This is a genomic window from Pseudaminobacter soli (ex Li et al. 2025), assembly GCF_029892515.1.
Classification (GTDB): Bacteria; Pseudomonadota; Alphaproteobacteria; order Rhizobiales; family Rhizobiaceae; genus Pseudaminobacter; species Pseudaminobacter soli_A.
Genome location: NZ_JARXVF010000001.1, coordinates 187,396 through 205,762, shown reverse-complemented (window position 1 = coordinate 205,762; position 18,367 = coordinate 187,396). Strand labels below are relative to the sequence as shown.

The 18,367-nt window shown below is 63.3% G+C and carries 21 protein-coding genes; 15 read left to right on the top strand and 6 right to left on the bottom strand.

Going from position 1 to position 18,367, the window contains the following annotated elements; genetic code table 11:
- Positions 1–11: 11 nt before the first annotated feature.
- Entirely contained in the window at positions 12–1,058 is a 1,047-nt protein-coding gene (locus tag M2281_RS01070) for a DUF1176 domain-containing protein (protein WP_280819252.1), read from the bottom strand.
- 196 nt (positions 1,059–1,254) lie between these two features.
- Here M2281_RS01070 and M2281_RS01065 point away from each other — a divergent pair, with 196 nt between their 5' ends.
- The 5 genes from M2281_RS01065 (at position 1,255) to M2281_RS01045 (ending at position 5,292) form a co-directional block, all read left to right on the top strand.
- Entirely contained in the window at positions 1,255–1,743 is a 489-nt protein-coding gene (locus M2281_RS01065) for a hypothetical protein (protein WP_280819251.1), read from the top strand.
- A gap of 147 nt (positions 1,744–1,890) precedes the next feature.
- Positions 1,891–2,943, top strand: coding sequence for an aldo/keto reductase (locus M2281_RS01060; RefSeq protein ID WP_280819250.1), 1,053 nt, complete (start codon positions 1,891–1,893; stop codon positions 2,941–2,943).
- Positions 2,944–3,027: 84 nt separating this feature from the next.
- Positions 3,028–3,570, top strand: coding sequence for a formaldehyde-activating enzyme (fae, locus tag M2281_RS01055; RefSeq protein WP_106724840.1), 543 nt, complete (start codon positions 3,028–3,030; stop codon positions 3,568–3,570).
- 188 nt (positions 3,571–3,758) lie between these two features.
- Positions 3,759–4,661, top strand: coding sequence for a DMT family transporter (locus tag M2281_RS01050; RefSeq protein ID WP_425537693.1), 903 nt, complete (start codon positions 3,759–3,761; stop codon positions 4,659–4,661).
- A 115-nt stretch (positions 4,662–4,776) separates the two neighbouring features.
- Positions 4,777–5,292, top strand: coding sequence for a hypothetical protein (locus M2281_RS01045; RefSeq protein ID WP_280819249.1), 516 nt, complete (start codon positions 4,777–4,779; stop codon positions 5,290–5,292).
- 7 nt (positions 5,293–5,299) lie between these two features.
- Here M2281_RS01045 and M2281_RS01040 read toward each other — a convergent pair whose 3' ends face one another.
- From M2281_RS01040 to M2281_RS01030, 3 genes are all read right to left on the bottom strand, one after another.
- Positions 5,300–5,656: a bleomycin resistance protein gene (locus tag M2281_RS01040; protein WP_280819248.1), complete on the bottom strand. Its 357-nt coding sequence runs from the start codon at positions 5,654–5,656 to the stop codon at positions 5,300–5,302.
- Positions 5,657–5,668: 12 nt separating this feature from the next.
- Entirely contained in the window at positions 5,669–5,983 is a 315-nt protein-coding gene (locus tag M2281_RS01035; RefSeq protein WP_280819247.1) for an antibiotic biosynthesis monooxygenase family protein, read from the bottom strand.
- A gap of 133 nt (positions 5,984–6,116) precedes the next feature.
- A complete protein-coding gene (locus M2281_RS01030; protein ID WP_280819245.1) occupies positions 6,117–8,270 on the bottom strand; it encodes a TonB-dependent hemoglobin/transferrin/lactoferrin family receptor in 2,154 nt (717 codons plus the stop codon).
- A gap of 269 nt (positions 8,271–8,539) precedes the next feature.
- On the opposite strand from M2281_RS01030, the gene hemP reads away from it, so the two are divergent.
- The 5 genes from hemP to M2281_RS01005 are packed head-to-tail and all read left to right on the top strand — an operon-like array spanning position 8,540 to position 12,647.
- Positions 8,540–8,749 carry a hemin uptake protein HemP gene (gene hemP, locus M2281_RS01025; protein ID WP_280819244.1) on the top strand — a complete coding sequence of 70 codons (210 nt, stop codon included), beginning with the start codon at positions 8,540–8,542 and terminating at the stop codon, positions 8,747–8,749.
- A gap of 23 nt (positions 8,750–8,772) precedes the next feature.
- Positions 8,773–9,828, top strand: a complete 1,056-nt coding sequence (locus M2281_RS01020; protein ID WP_280819243.1) for a hemin-degrading factor — start codon at positions 8,773–8,775, stop codon at positions 9,826–9,828.
- 11 nt (positions 9,829–9,839) lie between these two features.
- On the top strand, positions 9,840–10,736 hold the full coding sequence (locus M2281_RS01015) for a heme/hemin ABC transporter substrate-binding protein (protein WP_280819242.1): 897 nt from the start codon (positions 9,840–9,842) through the stop codon (positions 10,734–10,736).
- A 40-nt stretch (positions 10,737–10,776) separates the two neighbouring features.
- The gene (locus tag M2281_RS01010; protein ID WP_425537692.1) at positions 10,777–11,847 is read left to right on the top strand and encodes a FecCD family ABC transporter permease; all 1,071 of its coding nucleotides are present in this window, start codon (positions 10,777–10,779) and stop codon (positions 11,845–11,847) included.
- A gap of 8 nt (positions 11,848–11,855) precedes the next feature.
- Entirely contained in the window at positions 11,856–12,647 is a 792-nt protein-coding gene (locus M2281_RS01005; protein WP_280819240.1) for a heme ABC transporter ATP-binding protein, read from the top strand.
- Positions 12,648–12,725: 78 nt separating this feature from the next.
- Here the strand turns inward: M2281_RS01005 and rirA are convergent, their stop codons facing one another.
- A complete protein-coding gene (gene rirA, locus M2281_RS01000) occupies positions 12,726–13,190 on the bottom strand; it encodes an iron-responsive transcriptional regulator RirA (RefSeq protein WP_280819238.1) in 465 nt (154 codons plus the stop codon).
- 362 nt (positions 13,191–13,552) lie between these two features.
- Here rirA and M2281_RS00995 point away from each other — a divergent pair, with 362 nt between their 5' ends.
- The 4 genes from M2281_RS00995 (at position 13,553) to M2281_RS00980 (ending at position 16,801) form a co-directional block, all read left to right on the top strand.
- On the top strand, positions 13,553–14,149 hold the full coding sequence (locus tag M2281_RS00995; RefSeq protein WP_280819237.1) for a GNAT family N-acetyltransferase: 597 nt from the start codon (positions 13,553–13,555) through the stop codon (positions 14,147–14,149).
- 91 nt (positions 14,150–14,240) lie between these two features.
- The gene (locus tag M2281_RS00990; RefSeq protein ID WP_280819236.1) at positions 14,241–15,530 is read left to right on the top strand and encodes a DUF445 domain-containing protein; all 1,290 of its coding nucleotides are present in this window, start codon (positions 14,241–14,243) and stop codon (positions 15,528–15,530) included.
- A gap of 81 nt (positions 15,531–15,611) precedes the next feature.
- A complete protein-coding gene (locus M2281_RS00985; RefSeq protein ID WP_280819235.1) occupies positions 15,612–16,040 on the top strand; it encodes a phasin family protein in 429 nt (142 codons plus the stop codon).
- Between the two features lie 272 nt (positions 16,041–16,312).
- Positions 16,313–16,801: a MaoC family dehydratase gene (locus M2281_RS00980; protein WP_280819234.1), complete on the top strand. Its 489-nt coding sequence runs from the start codon at positions 16,313–16,315 to the stop codon at positions 16,799–16,801.
- Between the two features lie 13 nt (positions 16,802–16,814).
- Here M2281_RS00980 and maiA read toward each other — a convergent pair whose 3' ends face one another.
- Positions 16,815–17,465 carry a maleylacetoacetate isomerase gene (maiA, locus tag M2281_RS00975; RefSeq protein WP_280819233.1) on the bottom strand — a complete coding sequence of 217 codons (651 nt, stop codon included), beginning with the start codon at positions 17,463–17,465 and terminating at the stop codon, positions 16,815–16,817.
- Between the two features lie 197 nt (positions 17,466–17,662).
- On the opposite strand from maiA, the gene M2281_RS00970 reads away from it, so the two are divergent.
- Positions 17,663–18,346: a response regulator transcription factor gene (locus tag M2281_RS00970; protein WP_280819232.1), complete on the top strand. Its 684-nt coding sequence runs from the start codon at positions 17,663–17,665 to the stop codon at positions 18,344–18,346.
- The last annotated feature ends 21 nt before the right edge of the window (positions 18,347–18,367 follow it).

The window sequence follows — 18,367 nt, the reverse complement described above, 5'->3', positions numbered from 1 at the left end:
CGCTCTAGAGGTCAGGGTGCCGAGTTGTAGTCCAAAATGGTCTCGGGATTGACGATACCGTCATAGGTGGCGTCCACGTCGTATTCCACGAGGCTGAAATCGCCGTTGCGGAACAGCCAGGTGCCGTTCGATGAGGCGTCGCCCTTGGCTCGCCACTTGCCGTTCGACGTGATGGTGTGGGCCTGCGGATCGTAGGTCGAGTTGATCAGCGCGTTCTCGGCGCGGAAGCCGGTGATGTTGATGGCTTCGACCTTGCCCTCGGTATTGTTGCCTTCGTAGTGGATGTCGAGCTCGGGTGTCGCGAAATGCAGCTCGCGCAGGCCCCGTGCCTCGTCGGCCAGATAGTAGACATGGATCTGGTTGTAGGCGCCGGAGGTGCAGAAGAAACGAATGAGCCGCGCCTTGCGTTCGGGGCCGGCCGCGCCTTCGTTCCCGTCGTGATAGGTGATCGTGTAGTCTTCCGGCTTGGTGGCGTCGTCGGGCTGGCCCGGCGCCAGTGAACTGCACTGCGCCGAACGCGTAGCCGCGAATGCGGCCTTGGCCTCTTCCAGCACTTTGTCCTTGGGGGCTGGGGGCGGAACGTCGCCGCAGCTTGCCGGCAGCGCTTCCTCCAAAGATTTGTCGCTGGGCTTCAGCTCGCCCTTTTCGATGTGCAGCCCCACGAATGGCGGCTCGGCCTGGATCTGCGGATTGGAAAGCCGCGCCGTGTAGCAGCCGGCAAACACTTTTTGGCTGCCGTCCTTGCCGTGCGCGAGGATGGAAACGGGGATGTAGTAGATGATGCTGCCGGCCGCACCTTCCGAGCTCGGCTCGCCCACCAAAGCGCGCACTTCTTCAGTGTCCTTGAAGCCGTCGACGAATTCTTCGAAATTCTCGGTCGGCTTGGCTTCGCCGAAATAACTCCAGGCGCGCGTGTATTCCTGCCGGTCCACCGCATTGTAGAACGAACGCACCAGCGCGGCCGCATCGGAGCGGTCGTCCACGTAAGCCGGCTCGGCGGCGAGCGCGTGGGCGCAGGCCAAGGTCGAGGCGGTGGCGGCAAGCAAAAGTCGTTTCATCAGGCGAATCTCCCCGGGCCGCTAGTATCTCAAAGGGATTGCGGCAGGGTCGTGACGTTCAAGTGCTACCAAAGCGCACTGTGAATGGAACGGACGGCAAGTAAATTTCTTTTGCTGTCGCCAAGCCATTTTTAACGAGCGCTGGATAGTGTCCGAGCCAAGTCCGATCGCGTGGTGACGGCACAGGGAGAGTATCGTGGGGACCAACACCGATAGCGATTTTGCTTCGTTGCTCGACGACCTCTTCGTCGCTCGGGCGATGGCTGAGGAAGCGCCAGCCAAGCCTACGATTCCATTCGACTATCTGGCAGTCGCCGACGAGCTCTATTCGGGCCGCATCAAGGTTGCGGCGGAAGCTGCCAAGGCCGAATACCGCGAAGCGAGCGAAACCTTTGAGGCAGGATTCGCCGCCCTTCTGTCCAGCCTCGACGAACTGGTGGCCGAGCGCGCGGAACCGCAGGAAGAACTGCCGTCGGTCGATCCCGAGACGATCGCCCGCGAGCTCAATCTGGCCGCCGCCAAGGCCAGCGCCGACTTCAGCCGGTTGCGCAGGACATTCGCCTTCCACAATCATCCGGACCGTGTGGCGCCGCATCTGCGCCAGCGCGCCATGGTGCGCATGCAGGTGGCCAACATGCTGATCGACGACGCCAAGCGCCGGGCGACCAAGGCGGGCAAGCGCTAATTCGAGCATTTTGCAGCCAAGCGGAATCGCTTGGCGTCGCACAAATGCGGCTGGCTAATGCCACTCTGGAGTGCCGGCCGATCATCGGCTATGCATGCGCGTCCTTCCCGAGCGCATACGCGCCAGCCTGACATTCCGGAGACTTTTATGGAAAAGCGCCGCATAGGCCGCACCGACCTTTCCGTCTCGAAAATCTGCCTCGGCACCATGACCTGGGGCCAGCAGACCACCGAGGCGGAGGGCCACGCCCAGATGGACCTCGCCTTCGAGCGCGGCGTCAATTTCCTCGACACGGCCGAGCTCTATTCCATTCCGCCCAAGCCCGAGACGCAGGGGCTCACCGAAAGCTACATCGGCAACTGGATGAAGGCGCGGGCAAACCGCGACCGCGTGGTGGTGGCCTCCAAGGTGGTGGGTCGCACGGCAAACGAGTGGTTCAGGGGCGGGCGCCCCTCGAAGCTGGTGCGCGCCGATATCCTCGATGCCATCGACAAGTCGCTGGTGCGTCTGCAGACCGACTACATCGACCTCTACCAGATCCATTTCCCTGACCGGCTGATCACCTGGGGCTCGAATCCTACGCGCATTGCCACCGAGCCGACCAAGCGCGCCGAGGACGAGACACCGATTGACGAGACGCTGGCCGTGTTCGACGAGCTGGTGAAGGCGGGCAAGATCCGTCACCTCGGTCTTTCCAACGAAAGCTCCTGGGGCGTCATGCGCTTCGTCGCCGAAAGCGATCGCGGCGTCGGCCCGCGCGTGGCCTCGGTGCAGAACGCCTACAACCTCGTCAACCGCACGTATGAGGTGAACCTTGCCGAGACCTGCGAGCGCGAGGATGTGTCGCTGCTTGCTTACTCGCCGCTGGCGCAGGGCTATCTGACCGGCAAATACGACCACGGCGCCCGTCCGGAAGGCGCGCGCACCACGCTGTTCGACCGCGGCCAGCGCTACGAGACGCCTTATGCGGCCGAAGCGCTGCTCGCCTATAACGAGCTCGCGCGCAACTTCGGCATGGAGCCGGCGCTGTTTGCAAATGCCTACGTCACCAGCCGCTGGTTCGTGACCTCGAACATCATCGGCGCGACCTCGCTGCCGCAGCTCGAAATGGCGCTCGATTCGGCCGATGTGGCATGGACCGAGGAAATGCAGAATGCGGTCGACGACATCCACCAGCGCGTCGGCAATCCCTGCCCGTAACCGCCACGACGAGTCGCTTTGGCAACTAGACCCGGCGGAATGAATCGCTAAGCTCCGCCCGGAAACGAGGAAAGGGATTCCGCAATGACTGACATCTGGTTTCGCACGGGCGAGGCGACGGTTCTGGCCGCCGAGGGGCAGGCGACGGACGCCATGCCCGAGGTTCTGATCGGCTCGGTGAAGGGCCCCGTGGGCCAGGCTTTCGCTTCGATGATGGGCCAGGCCAAGGGCCACACGCGCATGTTCGTGGTGCGCGACCTCAACCAGCTCGTGCGTCCGGCCACGATGATGACCACCAAGGTCACCATCAAGAACATGGCCTATGCGGAACTGCTCGGCGGCGTCGTGCAGGCGGCCACCGGCGACGCCATCGTCGATTGCCTGGCCGAAGGTATCCTGCCCAAGGACGAGGCCGACGAGCTGTGCATGATCATCATGATCTGGCTCGATCCTCGCTGCGCCGAGGACGAAAACCTCGACAAGAAGGATCTCTACCGCACCAACTACGAGGCGACCAAGATCGCCATCTCGCGCGCCATGACCGGCAAGCCGACGGTTGACGAGCTGATCGCCAACCGCAAGACGGTGAAGCACTACGCGCTGGACGGCGTGATCGACTACGAATGATCTTTTGCGGCGCTTGGTGCTGCCGGAAACTCCCGAAGACGCCGTCCAAAGCGGCGTCTTCTTTCATTTGGGACGAAAAGCGCTGGCCCCCCGCTTTGCCGGTCTTGGCTAAACGCATGTCCGAAGCGCGGCGCTATGTAGGCGCCAAGCGGCCTGCGGCCGACATTGATTTCCAACTAGGTTCCAACATGAGCAGCGCAACGACCGTAACGAGTGCCACTTCGGCGTCGCAGCGCCTTGCCTTGACGGCGCTGATCCTGGGCGCTGCCACCATCGGCTGCTCGCCCATTTTCGTGCGGCTGTCGGAAGTTGGCTCGCTGACCACGGCCTTCTGGCGCGTGGCGCTGGCCATGATACCGCTGCTGATCTGGTCGGGCGCGACGTCGGGCAGCGTGCAGACGGAAAGGCGCCCTGCCGGTCTCAAGGACAGGCTGGCCCTGATCGTGCCCGGCTTCATGCTGGCGGGCGACCTGGCCGCCTGGCACATCTCGCTTCACATGACGTCGGTGGCCAATGCCACGCTGCTGGCCAACATGGCGCCCATATTTGTGACGCTCGCCAGCTGGCTTCTGTTCCGGACCCGCATCAGCGGGACCTTCATGGCGGGGCTGTTCCTCGCGCTCGTCGGCGTCGTGGTGCTGAAGGGCGGGCCTGCCGCATTTACGGGCGGCAACATGGCAGGCGACGCCGTCGCGATCGTGGCGGCCATATTCTATGCGGGCTACATGCTCTCGCTGGCGCGGCTGCGCAGCCAGTTCTCGACCCTGACCGCCATGCTCTGGACCACGGGCTCGGCTGCGGTTTTCATCCTGCCGATGGCGCTGGTCTTCGAGACAGGCTTCTGGCCGCAGACGCTTTTTGCCTGGGCGATGCTGCTGGGGCTGGCGTGGATGACACATGCAAGCGGGCAGGGTTTGATCATCTATGCGCTGGCATGGCTGCCGCCGGCCTTCTCATCGCTCACCTTGCTGATCCAGCCGGTGATGGCTGCGATCCTGGCCTGGCTGATCCTGGGTGAGGCCATCGGGCCCATGCAGGCGATTGGCGGCGCCGTGGTGCTGGCGGGCATTTTCGTCGCGCGACGGGGTTAGCCGGCTGGCAAGTTGGCAATTGTGATAACCGAACTTTGATTAGCCATACGTTGTGTTAGCTGGCGAAACGAATAGACAGGATTTCGTTCCGAAATTCCGTCGAAAAGCCACGCCGATGAACCACCGCATCCTGTTCGGTTCCTATCCGATCCCGCGCTTTGCCAATGTGGCGAACCACAACTTCCTCGTCTGGACGGACGAGGAGGGTAGGCCGCTGTTCGAAATCAACGGCGGAGCCAGCAATCCCGACGGCAGTTTCAACTATGCGGCGGCCTTCAGTCGGCTGACGGCGGTGCAGACGGACTATGCGCGGCGCAACCCGCGGCTCTATCCGGAGTTCTATGTGCGGCCCACCTCGCGCACCGTGCCGCTTTTCGAAGCGGGGTATGGCGAGGTTGCGGCGAGATGGCGGGCCGGGGTGGAAATGGCCGAGCGAATTGCGGCCGCGGGCCTGCGCTATTCGTTCCTGACGCAGAACAGCAATTCGGTGGCGAGCACTGTGGCGCGCAGTATGGAGCTTTCCGTGCCGCGTGCTGCGCTGGGCATCCTGCGCGCGCCGGGCGGCCGCAGGCGGCTGAGGCCGGCCGACATTCAAGGATCGCGCCACGCCCGATCCATGAACGCCCGTTGATCGTGGTTCACACCTCTTCGGGCGCGCAGCCGAAGCGCAGCAGGTTGCCGTGCGGGTCGTGGATATAGAATTCCTTCATGTTCCACGGCCGTACGGTGAAGGGGCTGAGCTTTTCGACACCGCGGCCCGAAAACTCGGCATGTAGCGACGGCACCTCGCCGCCGCGGATGTAGCAGGACGACACCGGCGGCAGCGCCAGGTCCGGCGTGTACCAGAAGTGGATCTCCATCTCGCCACGGCGGACGATCAGATAGTCGTCCATCTCGGGCTGCACGACCGCGAAGCCGAGTTGGTCACGATAGAAGTCGCGGCTCGCCTTGATGTCGGGCGAGGGCAGGACTGGAATGGTGCGCGCGTAGTCCATCGCCGGTTGGCCTCACGCGCCTTCGACGACCGAAAAGCCCTCGAACTGAGGGTGGCCGATATAGAGCGGCTTGTTGTTGCCGGCATTCTTGTGGGCCGCGCGAAAGTTCTCCGACTTGGTCCAGGCAACGAAATCATCGTGGCTTTCCCACACGGCGTGTGAAGCGAAGAGGGTGTAGCCTTCCTCCTCGTTGACCGGCCCGCGCAGCAGGTGGAACTCCTTGAAACCCTTCATCTCGGCAAGGCTGGAATCGCGGTTCTTCCAGACGTTCTCGAACGCCTCTTCCGAGCCTTTTTGGACCTTGAAGCGGTTCATTGCGATGTACATGGGTCGATCTCCTTTGGGTCGGCCGGGCAGCCAGTTTGTCGGTAAGTCAGAGATTAAATGGCCGGGCGCGGACGCCCGGCCAGGGTTGGCATGACGTGAGCGGGGCGCCATGCCGGTCGTCAGTGACCGATGATCAGCCCCCGAAACGCATGGTTGCGCCGAGCTTGAACGTCACGCCGGGCTCATAGAGCGCGCTTGTGGTGCTGGCGTTCAGCGGGTTGGTGTATTTGACGTCGAAGATGTTATCGACGCGGAAGTTCACGTTGAGGTCGTTCGTCGCCTTGTAGGTGGCAAACGCGTTCACCAACGTGTAGTCCGAGGCGTAGTTGTTGCCCTTCGGCGCGCCGTTGTACTGGACCTCGCCGCCGAGCACGAGCCTGTCCTCCAGGAAGCGGAAGCCGAGCTGGCCGGTGACCTGCGAGGAGGGGATGGTGGCCAGGTCTTCCTGCTCGCCCTTGTAGGACACGGTGTAGCCGTCGATGATCGACGCCGACAGGCCGAGGAAGCCCCAGGCAGCGTCATAGACGCCTTCAAGCTCAAACCCTCTGATCTTGGCGTTGGCAAAATTCTGGTACTGGTAGCAGATCGGGATCGCGCCGGTCACGCGCGGGCAGCCGCTCGTCGGATCGTAGGCCGACAGCGTCGCGCCGCCGATATAGTCAGCCACGTCGTTGTTGAAATAGGCCGCCTTGAGGCGCAGCGCGTCGTCCGGTTGGATGAAGCCGTCCTGCTTGTAGTTGATGCCGAATTCCCAGGTCTTTGCCGTCTCGGGCTTGAGGTTCGGATTGGGCAGGAACGGGAATTTCACGCCCGACGGATGCAGGCCGCTGATCAGCGTTTCGGTGATCGTCGGCGAGCGATAGCCTTCGGCATAGGTGCCGTAGACCTGCAGGCCCTGCAGCGTGCCTTCCTGGAAGGGCGACACACCCACCGTGATGCGCGGTGACAGGCGGTCGCCCGAGGCCGCGCCGGAGTTGCCATCGAGCTTGTAGCTGTCGTAACGCAGCGCGCCGATGACCTCGAGCCACTCATAGGTGAGCTTGTCCTGGATATAAGCGCCCGACACGCGGCGCTTGCCCGAGGGGGTGTAGACATCCATGCCGCCGCCGGCATTTGCGGTGACGACGTCGTCGCTCACCCAGTCGCCGCCATAGGTCAGCTCGTGGCTGGCAAAGCCGGTGTCGAAGCGCGAGGTGTTCCAGATGTCGAAGCTGTAGGTGCCGAGGTCGTATGTCGTCTGCGAGCCGGCGGGCACGACGATCGGCGCGCCGGTGGTCGAATCGAACTGGTTGACGTCCTTCAGATAGGTCTGGCCGAGGTCGGTCTTGTTGTAGGCGGCGTTGATGTGGAGGTCGAGCCAGCTGTTTTCGTCGTCGGTGACGTTGTAGCGGCCGGTGAAGGTGTTCTGCTTGACGTCCATGTCATAGGCGTTCGCGCCTTCGGTCCAGCTGTCATTGGCGCCGACCCAGCCGAGCTTCAGCTCGCTGTTCTCCGTCGGGCGGATGGTGGTCTTGAGCATGCCGTTCAGCACGTCGAAGCCGGTGCCGGGAACGGTGTCGCCGCCGCCATCCTTGTAGCTGCCGTAGTCGCGATAGACGATATTGCCCAAAACGTCGAAGGCGTCGTTGAAGCGATAGGCGCCGGTCGCGCTGGTGGTCCAGCCATGGCCGTTGGTTTCATAGATGCCGCTGACCGAGCCTGCCCAGGTCTCGCCGTCTCGCAGGAAATCCTCGGCGTCCTTGGTCTCGTAGAAGACCACGCCGCCGATTGCGCCCGAGCCGTAAGTGTTGGCCACCGGGCCGCGGATGACGTCGACCTGTTTGACCAGCTCAGGATCGAGCCAGAACATCGACTGCGTGCCGTGGCCGGAGCGCTGGAAATTCTGCCGCGCGCCGTCGACGATGACCGCGACGCGTCCAAAGTCCTGCAGGCCGCGGATGTTGATGCTGGAGGCGGTGCGGTTTGCGTCGGACTGCGCCGCCACCCCCGGCACGCCGAACAGCACGCCCTGCTGGGTCGTCGCCATGCGGCGCTGTATCGACTCGGCATCGACATGGCTGACCGACGCCATTGCGTCGATGGCGCTCTCGTCGGTGCGGCTGACGACCGTGATCTTGTCCAAAAGCGTGACGCCGTCGCCACTCTCTTGCGCTGCCTGTTCGGTCGTTTCCTGATTCTGCGCCTGGTTGCCGGCTTCCTGCGCCGAGGCTGAAACCACGCCGATGGAAATGGCCGCGACGCCCGCCATCAAGGCTGTGGCGCGCATCGCGCCCAGCCTGAACTTCATTGCTCCGTCGCCCGACGGAGTCCCCACTTCATGAGCCAACAGCCCCATACCCTTGCTTCTCCAGTGTCTGCTGATGCGGGCTGGCCTGGAGGCTGGCTGGCACTTTCATTCGAACCGGAGCGTTTTAAATCTTGACTCGTTTACTCCGGTATTGCACTGACTAGATAACATGATTGATCGAGTCAAGTTTGATTTCGCGCCCATCGACCCGATCGGTGGACAACGAAATCGGTGACGCAAGGCAGCGGCAAACAAGGGGTCTACCGACCATGAACAGCCACCATCAGGACGCTTTTAACCACCGTGCAAGGAAGCCCGTCGTCGAGTCGGGCCAACGGCAGGAAACGTCGCTCCTGTCGATCCGTACGGTCTCTAGTGCTGCGCTCTTCGAGGGCGAGCACGAGATCGGCATCGATCATCATGGGTCGTTGTACCGGCTGAAAATTACCCGTCAGGGCAAGCTCATTCTCAACAAGTAATTCCGTATCAGGGGGTCTGAATCATGGATGCTCGCGTAAAGCCCGCGCCGCACGAAATCCGTCTGGCGAGAGCCGAAAATCCGAAGATGCGCGAGCGCGATCTCGCCAGCCAGCTCGGCGTCTCCGAGGCTGAGCTGGTCGCGGCGCATGTCGGCGAGGGCGTCGTGCGCCTTGAGCCACGCGTCAACGATCTGCTGACTGGCCTGGAGGCCGTGGGCGAGGTGATGGCGCTGACCCGCAATGAAAGTGCGGTGCACGAGAAGATCGGCGTCTACGACAAGGTCGTCACCAGTGACCAGACGGCGATGGCGCTGGGCGAGAATATCGACCTGCGCATTTTCCCAAAACGCTGGGCCTTCGGCTTTGCGGTCGAAAAGCGCGATGGCGATGATGTGCGCCGCAGCTTCCAGTTCTTCGACAAGGCGGGAACGGCCGTGCACAAGGTGCATCTGCGTCCGTCCTCCAATGTCGAGGCCTATGACCAGCTGGTCGAAAAGCTCCGTTCGGAGGACCAGAGCGGCACCCTCGACATCGACGACACCGATGTCGTCGAGGCGCCCGTCATCGAGACGACCGCGACGGTGGAAGAGCTGCGCGACCGCTGGAGCAAGCTCACCGACACGCACCAGTTCTTCGGCATGCTGCGCACCCTGAAGCTCGGCCGCCAGCAGGCGCTGCACATGGTCGGCGAGGATTACGCCTGGCGGGTCGAGAACGATGCGCTGACGATCATGCTGGAGAAGTCTGTCGAGACCCAGGTGCCGATCATGTGCTTCGTCGGCAATGACGGCTGCATCCAGATCCATTCGGGGCCGATCCAGAACGTCAAGCCGATGGGGCCTTGGATCAACATTTTCGACGAGACTTTCCATCTGCATTTCCGGACCGATCACGTCCAGGAACTCTGGGTGGTGCGCAAGCCGACCACGGACGGCCATGTCACCTCGCTGGAAGCCTATGACGCCAAGGGCGAGCTGGTCATCCAGTTCTTTGGCAAGCGCAAGGAGGGCCAGGACGAGCGCGTCGAATGGCGCGAAATCGCCGAGAGTCTGCCGCGCCTGACGGCGGCCGCCGCGTGAGGATGAAGAGCATGTCGATATTCAGCCGTTCCATGCGGGTTGCCGCGATTGGTGTTGCGCTGGCGCTTGGTTCGCTCAGCGTGGCGCAGGCCGAGGAGGGCAAGACCGCATTTCCGGATGCTTCCCGCATCGCGGCCGTTGGCGGCTCGATCACCGAGATCGTCTATGCGCTGGGTGAGGAGGGCAGGCTGGTCGCGCGCGACTCCACCAGCACCTATCCGGAAAGCGCGCTGAAGCTGCCCGACGTCGGCTATATGCGGGCACTGTCGCCCGAGAACGTGCTGTCGGTCAATCCGTCCGGCATCCTCGCATTGGCAGGCAGCGGGCCGAAAGAGGCTGTCGACGTGCTCAAGAAGGCGAGCGTGACCTACATCGAGGTGCCCGAGGCCTTCGACCATCAGGGCATTCTCGACAAGGTGCGCATCGTCGGCCATGCACTGGGCGTGGACGACAAGGCCGCGACGCTGGCGAAGTCCATCGACGCCGACCTGAAGGCGGCTGAGGAACTCACCGCCAAGGTCGGCGAGCGCAAGCGCGTGCTGTTTATCCTCAGCATGGAGGGCGGCAAGATCCTTGCTGCCGGCAACCACACGGCCGCCAATGGCATCATCAAGCTTGCCGGCGGCGTGAATGCGATGGAGGGCGTGAACGGCTACAAGCAACTGACCGACGAGGCCGCGCTGACAGCCAGGCCTGACGTGATCCTGATGATGGATCGTGGCGGCGGCGACCACGTGCTGGCGGCAGACGAGGTGTTTGCGCATCCCGGTCTTGCTTCGACCCCCGCGGCCAAGACCAAGGCGCTGATCCGCATGGATGGCAGCTATCTGCTGGGCTTCGGTCCGCGCACGGCAGGCGCCATCCGCGATCTTGCGACTGCGCTCTATGGCGACCAGATCAAGGGCTGAGCGTACCGTGGTTGACAGCGTGGCCGGCAACGTCGGCAACATGGAGAGGCGCGCGTCGGCGGGCGACCGTTCGGCGCGCGCGAAATTCGCGATCGTCCTTCTGGCAGTTCTGCTCGGCGTGACAGTGCTGCTGAGCCTGGCGTCCGGGGCGTCCGACGCCTCGGCGCTGGCCGTCGCGCGCGACTGGCTGTTTCCGTCGATGTCAGACGGCTCGGCACTGTCCGAGCGCGACCGCATCATCGTCTATGACATTCGCTTGCCGCGCGTGGTGCTGGGCGTGCTGATCGGCTCGGCGCTCGCCGTTTCGGGCGCGGTCATGCAGGGCCTGTTCCGCAACCCGCTGGCTGATCCGGGCCTGGTCGGCGTGTCCGCAGGTGCCGGGCTCGGCGCCATCGTCGTGATAGTTCTGGGCGGCACCGTGCTCGGCCCGCTGCTGGCGATCTTCGGCATCTTCACCCTGCCACTTGCTGCCTTCGCCGGCGGTCTTGCCACGACGATGGTTCTTTATCGCGTCGCTACGCGACGAGGGCAGACCTCCATCGCCACCATGCTCCTGGCCGGCATCGCGCTCGGGGCCATGGCCGGCGCGTTCTCCGGCATCATGGTTTATCTCGCCGACGACCGGCAGCTGCGCGACCTGACGTTCTGGGGGCTCGGCTCGCTCGCCGGGGCCACCTGGACCAAGATTGCGGCCGCCGGGCCGATCATCGCGCTGGCGCTGATCGCCTCGCCGTTCATGGCGCGGGGCTTGAATGCGCTGGCGCTGGGGGAGGCGGCGGCACACCATCTCGGCATTCCCATGCAACGGTTCAAGAACGTTGCCATCGTCTCCGTTGCTGCGGCCACCGGCGCTTCGGTCGCGGTCAGCGGCGGCATCGGCTTCGTCGGCATCGTGGTGCCGCATCTGCTGCGCCTGCTCATCGGACCGGACAACCGCTATTTGCTGCCGGCTTCGGCGCTGCTCGGCGCCTCCATACTGCTGCTTGCGGATGCAGTCAGCCGCACCATCGTCGCACCGGCCGAATTGCCGATCGGCATCATTACCGCCGCCGTCGGTGGACCATTCTTCCTGTGGATCCTGCTGCGCAAGCGCGGGCTCCTGGACCTTTGAGTGCAGCCATGATCGAAGCCCAAAATATTTCCGCCTCCATCGGCTCCAGGCGCATCATCTCCGAAGTCAATTTCGAGGTGCGCCCGGGCGAGATCGCGGCCATCGTCGGGCCCAACGGGTCGGGCAAGACCACGTTCCTGAAGGCGCTTTCCGGCGATCTTCCATGTTCTGGCCGCGTGGTAATCAACAACCGCGATATGGCCGGGCTAAAACCATGGGAGACGGCTTCGATGCGCGCCGTGCTGCCGCAGGCAACAGTGCTGTCGTTCCCGTTCACGGTGCATGAGATCGTAAAACTCGGCCTGATGAGCGGGCGGTCCGGAGCGCTGGCCGGTGAGGAGCGCAATCTCCCGGAGCGTGCCTTGGCGCGCGTGGACCTCGACGGTTTTGCCGGCCGCTACTACCAGGAGCTATCCGGCGGCGAGCAGCAGCGCGTGCAGCTTGCCCGCGTTCTCTGCCAGGTCTGGTCGCCGGTGCTGGACGGCAAGCCGCGCTACCTGTTCCTCGACGAGCCTGTCTCCAGCCTGGACATCAAGCACCAGCTGATCATCATGGACATCGCTCGCGACTTCGCCCTGCGCGGTGGTGGCGTGGTCGCGATCCTGCACGACCTCAATCTGACGGCGATGTATGCCGACCGCATCTTCGTCATGCATCGCGGACGACTGGCGGCGGCCGGCACCCCACAAGAAGTGCTGAGCGACGATCTGATTTCGCAAGTCTTCGAGTGCCGCCTGAAAGTGGGCAGGCTTCCGGCCGGCAATACGCCCTTTGTCCTGCCGCAGTCGGCGCTGGTTTAGAGCGCCGCATTCGCCTTCAAAACAAGAAAGCCGCGCCCGAAGGGGCTGCGGCCTTTGTTTTTCCAGCGATAGGTCGACTTACGCAGCCGGCGCGCGGCGCTCGGCGAGTTCGTCGATGCCGAGCAGTGCGCGGACATTGGGGCGCGCCTTGATCAGGTCGTCGATCGTGTGCTTGGCGAGCACCGCAAAGAAGGCGTTCAGCGCCTCGCGCAGGGCCGAGTTCAGGCCGCAGCTGTCGATGAGGGGGCAGTCGGCCGCGTCGTTTTCGAAGCATTCGGCCATGGCGAAATTCTCTTCCGTCACCCGCACCACGTCGAACAGCGTGATCTTGTCGGCCGGGCGGCCGAGCCGGACGCCGCCATGGCGCCCGCGAACCGTCTCCACCAGCCCAGCTTCGACCAGCGGCTGCAGGATCTTGAACAGGAACAGCTCCGACACCGTATAAGCGTGGGCAATCTCGGGAATCCGGCTGAGCCGGTCGTTGTTGGCGGCGCAATACATCAGGATGCGTATCGCGTAGTTTGTCTGGCGCGTGAGCCGCATGGTTGTTCCTTCGCGATGCTGCCCGGATCATGCATGCGCAATGCGCTCGCACGAAATTTCCGGCCAGTACTGGCACTGCAATCGACTCGATCAGCAGGGATCGGTACTCTTCATACCGAATATGGCGTACAGTTTGGAATAATTCCAGACTGGAAACGACAATACTTTCCCATGTTTGTCAAGTTTATGGCGGCGGCTGCTTTCGTGGGGCCGGGCAGCCCTGCGCTCAGGGAATAGCTGCCATGAAACCCGCTCCACAATTGACTTTTACGTAAGACGAGCTTGCATTTCGTGTTGCAGTGCACAATATTGGCGGTGTTCGTAGTCGTAGACTCGAGGGAGGAGCCCACGAGGAGTACGACATGCAGAAGTCTGCATCCCCCCAGGCCCCGCTCACGGGCATCATCCGGCAACTCAGGCCATCGGATCTACCGCGTTTTCGCGAGCATCTGCTGCGCCTCGACACCGAAAGCCGGCGCGACCGCTTCAACGGCTTTGCCGACGACAGTTTCGTCACCGCTTATGCCGATCGCTGCTTTGCAAAGGGCACGACCGTCATCGGCTATGTCGAGGACGACCGTGTGCTCGGCGCGGCCGAACTGCACGAGCGGCCGGAAATCGACGAGCCGACGGGCGAGATCGCCTTCAGCGTCGAGCGCGAGCTTCAGCACCGCAGCATCGGCGGAAGCCTGTTCGAGCGGCTGATCGCCAATGCGCGCTGGCTCGGCTACACGCGGCTCTTGGTCACTACCCATCCGCAGAACCAGGCGATGAAGGCGCTGGCGCGCAAGTTCAACGCTTCGCTCTCCTTCGACGCCGGCGAGACGGTGGGCGTGATCGAGCTCGACCCGCCCGCGCCGGTCTTCAGCAAGGCAGCTTCCAGCCCTTTTGTGATGACTAGGGGGGCGCGCGCCGGCGCCCCCGCGTTGCCGCCTTCTGTGGCCTTCATGCATTCCTGATGTGTGCGCGATAAGCCCGGCCTCCGCGATGGCAGGTGGCGTGCGTGTGAGCGAATGGTAGTGTAACTGCCATTCGCTACCGGAATTGCCCATGTCACCGAACGACACCATCGCTACTACAGACTTTCGCGACGATGCGGCCAAGCTTGCAGCTCTCCGGCGCACCAAGCTGATCGCCACCGGCGCGCTTTGCCTCTGCGTTGCAGTGTTTGCCACCGCCAAGATCTACCAGCCGGTCTATCCGTGGCTGGGCTTCGTCGCAGCCTTTGCCGAAGCCGCAACCATCGGCGGCATAGCCGACTGGTATGCCGTGGTGGCGCTGTTCAAGCGGCCGCTCGGCCTGCCCATTCCCCACACCGCGATCATTCCCGCCAATCAGAACCGCATCGCCGACAATCTCGGGCGCTTCATCGAGGTCAATTTCCTGGCGCCCGGACCGGTGCGCGAGAAGCTGAACGAGGTGGACTTTGCCGCGCTGGTGGCCGACTGGCTGTCCGACCCGCAGCGGGCCGACGCGCTGTCGCGCTTCGTCGCGCAGCTGGTGCCGCAAACGCTCGCGGCGATCGACCGTTCGGGCCTGCGCAATTTTGTGGCCGAGCGCATGGTAGCCGAGCTCGACAAGGTGCGGGTCGCGCCGCTGGCGGCCGAACTCCTGTCGGCATTCACCGAGGACCGCCGGCACCAAAAACTCTTCGACCAGTTCACAAGGGTGATTGGCCGCTTCCTATCGGACGAGGAAGCGCTGACCTCCATGCGTGAAAAAATCCGCAAGGAACTGCCGTCGCTGTTCAACCTGTTCCGCGCCGACGCCTATCTCTTGAAGAAGATCGTCGCGTCGGCAGCCTCGCTTCTGGAAGAGGTGCGCAACGATCCCGATCATCCGATGCGGCACGAGTTCGACCGCTTCGTGCACAACTTCATCGACGACCTGCGCACGTCGAAGGCGTACGCCCGCCGCGCCGAGGCGATGAAGCGCGATTTCCTCGCACGGCCAGAGCTGAAGACGCTCGCCGGCGATGTTTGGGAAAGCCTGCGCAGCCTGATCGAGCAGGATGCCGCCGCACCGGATTCGAAGATCCGCGCGCACCTCGCGGGCATGTTCGTGGAGGTCGGCCGCAATCTTGCCAGCGACAAGGCGATCCGCGCCGACATGAACCAGGGCTTTGTCGTGGCGCTGGCATCCTTCGTCGAAAGCCAGAAGAGCGGGGTGTCCGGCTTCATCGCCGATCAGGTCAAGCGTTGGGACCTTGGCCAGTTGACCCGTCTGATGGAGATGAATATCGGCCGCGATCTGCAATATATCCGCTTCAACGGCATGATCATTGGCGGCATGGCCGGGCTGGCGCTCTACGTCGGAGAGCTACTCCTCCTGGCGAATTGACCTTGCTGGTCCCGGCCCTATTCTGACTGGCAGCTCCGTCCGGAGCCCACACGCTCCGTTGGGAGCGCAAGGAGGACAGGAATGGCCAAGAAATCCGAGTCCGACACTTTCACCGGCATGTTCACCCAGCTCGGCGACGCGTTGAAGATGCCGCGCGTCGACGTCGATGCTATCATCGATCACAACCGCCGCAACCTCGAGGCCCTGCAGAAGGCGGCGAGCGCCTCGGCAACGGGCGCGTCCGAGCTGATGAGCAAGCAGCGCGAGATCTTTCAGGAGACGCTGCGCGAAATCACCGACATGGGTCAGAATTTTCGGGCGGGAAATCCGCAGGAAATGATGACCAAGCAGGCCGACTTCGCCCGCCGATCCTTCGAGGCGGCCGTGAAGAATGCGGGTGACAGCGCTGAGATCATGAGGAAGTCGGGCAGCGAGTCGCTCGACATATTGCGCAAGCGTATCCATGACGCGATGGAAGAGATCCGTAGCGGCTACGATAAGAAGAAGTAGCCCGCGTAGATAGCGTTGTCGCCGGACGCGATTTTAAGCTCGCGATAGAGGCCGAGGAATTCGAGAAATCTGCCTGGCGACGGGACGTTGCCGGGCAACTTGGCGCCGCCATAAGGCGCTTGAGGGGCCGTTTTTCAGCATAAATGCCTTTTGTCACGCCAAATAAGCTGCTACGTCCGGCGCCGATTGACAGGAAACGGCTTGCCGTGACCGGCGGCCGGCCATCGCTCGATTGAACGAAGGCGTGGCGCGCTGACGCACGGAGGTAGCTTATGTCGAAACCGGCACCGACTTTCGAGATGCTGCGGGGAATGGCCGGGCAGGAACTCGGCGTCTCGGGATGGGTCACGGTCGACCAGAGCCGCATCAACCAGTTCGCCGAATGCACCGGCGACCATCAGTGGATCCACGTCGACACCGAGCGCGCCAAGCGGCGCAGCCCATTCCGTTCCACCATCGCACATGGCTATCTGACGCTGTCGATCATCGGGGCGCTCGGGCAGGATCTCGGCGCCGTTCCTGAAAACACGCAAGCCGCCTTCAACTATGGGCTGGATCGCGTGCGCTTCATTTCGCCGGTGCGTGTAGGCTCGCGCATCCGACTGCGCTCGACCATGATGTGGATGGAAGATCGCGGCCCCGGCCAGTACCTGATCAAGGCGAACAACGTGGTCGAGATCGAAGGCGAGGAAAAACCCGCACTGATCGCCGAAACGCTGATCATGTTCTACGAACGCCGCACGAGGCCTGTACAGGCCTGACGCTTCGGGCCGATCACTCCGCGTCGGGCTGGTTCTTCGGTGCAGCCTTGATGAAGGCGGGCAGTTCCATGCAGTTCGCCACGATCCGCGAGATCACGGGGTAGGGCGTCATATCGACGTCGAAGCGGGCGTTGTTGGCGACCTGCGCGACCAGGCAGATGTCGGCGAGGCCGGGCGCGTCGCCGTGGCAGAAGCGGCCCGTCTCCGGGCTCTCGGCCAGGATTTTTTCCAGCGGCTCGAAAGTCTCGTTGACCCAGTGGCGGAACCAGTTGGCGACGTCGGCATCGCTGGCGCCGAACAGCGCGCGCAGCGAGGTCAGGATGCGCAGATTGTTCACCGGGTGGATGTCGCAGGCGATCATCTGGGCCAGCATGCGCACACGCGCGCGGCCGAGCGGATCTGCCGGCAGAAACGGCGGCTCGGGCGCCACCTCGTCGAGGAATTCGATGATGGCCAGCGACTGCAGCAGCACATGGCCGTCGGTCCAGACCAGTGCCGGCACCAGCCCTTGCGGGTTGACGGCCAGATAGGGTGGCTCGCGATGCTCGCCATGGCGCAGGTGGTGGGCCACGTAAGCGTAGCCAAGTCCTTTCATTTCCAGCGCGATCCTGACCCGGTATGAGGTCGAGGACCGGAAATAGTTATGCAGGACGATCTCACCCATCAGAACCTCCCTGTGCCGTCGTCGCGTCCCCGCAGGGACAGTCGATGTACTATTTGCCAATAATCGCTTGCGGCTGGCTCGGCTACTCTTGAAACAGGCGGAATGAATCGAGGACGCGGAAAAGACACCTGTCGGGCCGGCGATTCCGGTGTGGGACATGCCCTTGATTCACCTGGTTGCATGACGGAGTGTTGGCCATGAGCGCTGCCAACGACAAAGCCCGATTCCTGATCATCGACGATCATCCCCTCTTTCGCGAGGCGCTGCATAGCGCGGTGCGCATGGCCTATCCGGAGGTCGATACGGTCGAGGCGCGCTCCATAACCGAGGCGCTGGAGATACTGGCGGGCCCAAAGCCATTCGATCTCGCGCTGCTCGACCTCAGCATGCCCGACGTGCACGGCTTCGAGGGTCTGTTGCAGCTTCGCACCCATCACCCGCGGCTGCCTGTGGTGGTCGTTTCGGGCCATGAGGAACCCAAGATCATCTCCGAGGCGCTGTCCTACGGTGCGGCGGGTTTTATCCCGAAATCGGTGCGCAAGAGCGACCTTGCCGCCGCCATCCGGGCGGTGATGGACGGCGCGATCCACGTGCCGGAAAACTACAAGCCCCAGGCGCTCGACGCCGAAAGTGCGGACCGGGCCGAAATGGCGCGTCGACTTTCCAAGCTGACGCCGCAACAGCTTCGCGTGCTGCAGATGCTGCGTCAGGGGCTCCTCAACAAGCAGATCGCCTATGAACTGCAGGTTGGCGAGACGACGGTGAAGGCGCATGTCTCGGAAATCCTGCGCAAGCTCAACGTCTACAGCCGCACCCAGGCGGTGATCGAGGTCTCGAAGCTCGACAATAACGACCTGTTCCGGGATCCGTCGGGATTTTGAGGATTGGGGGAGGCGCGCCGA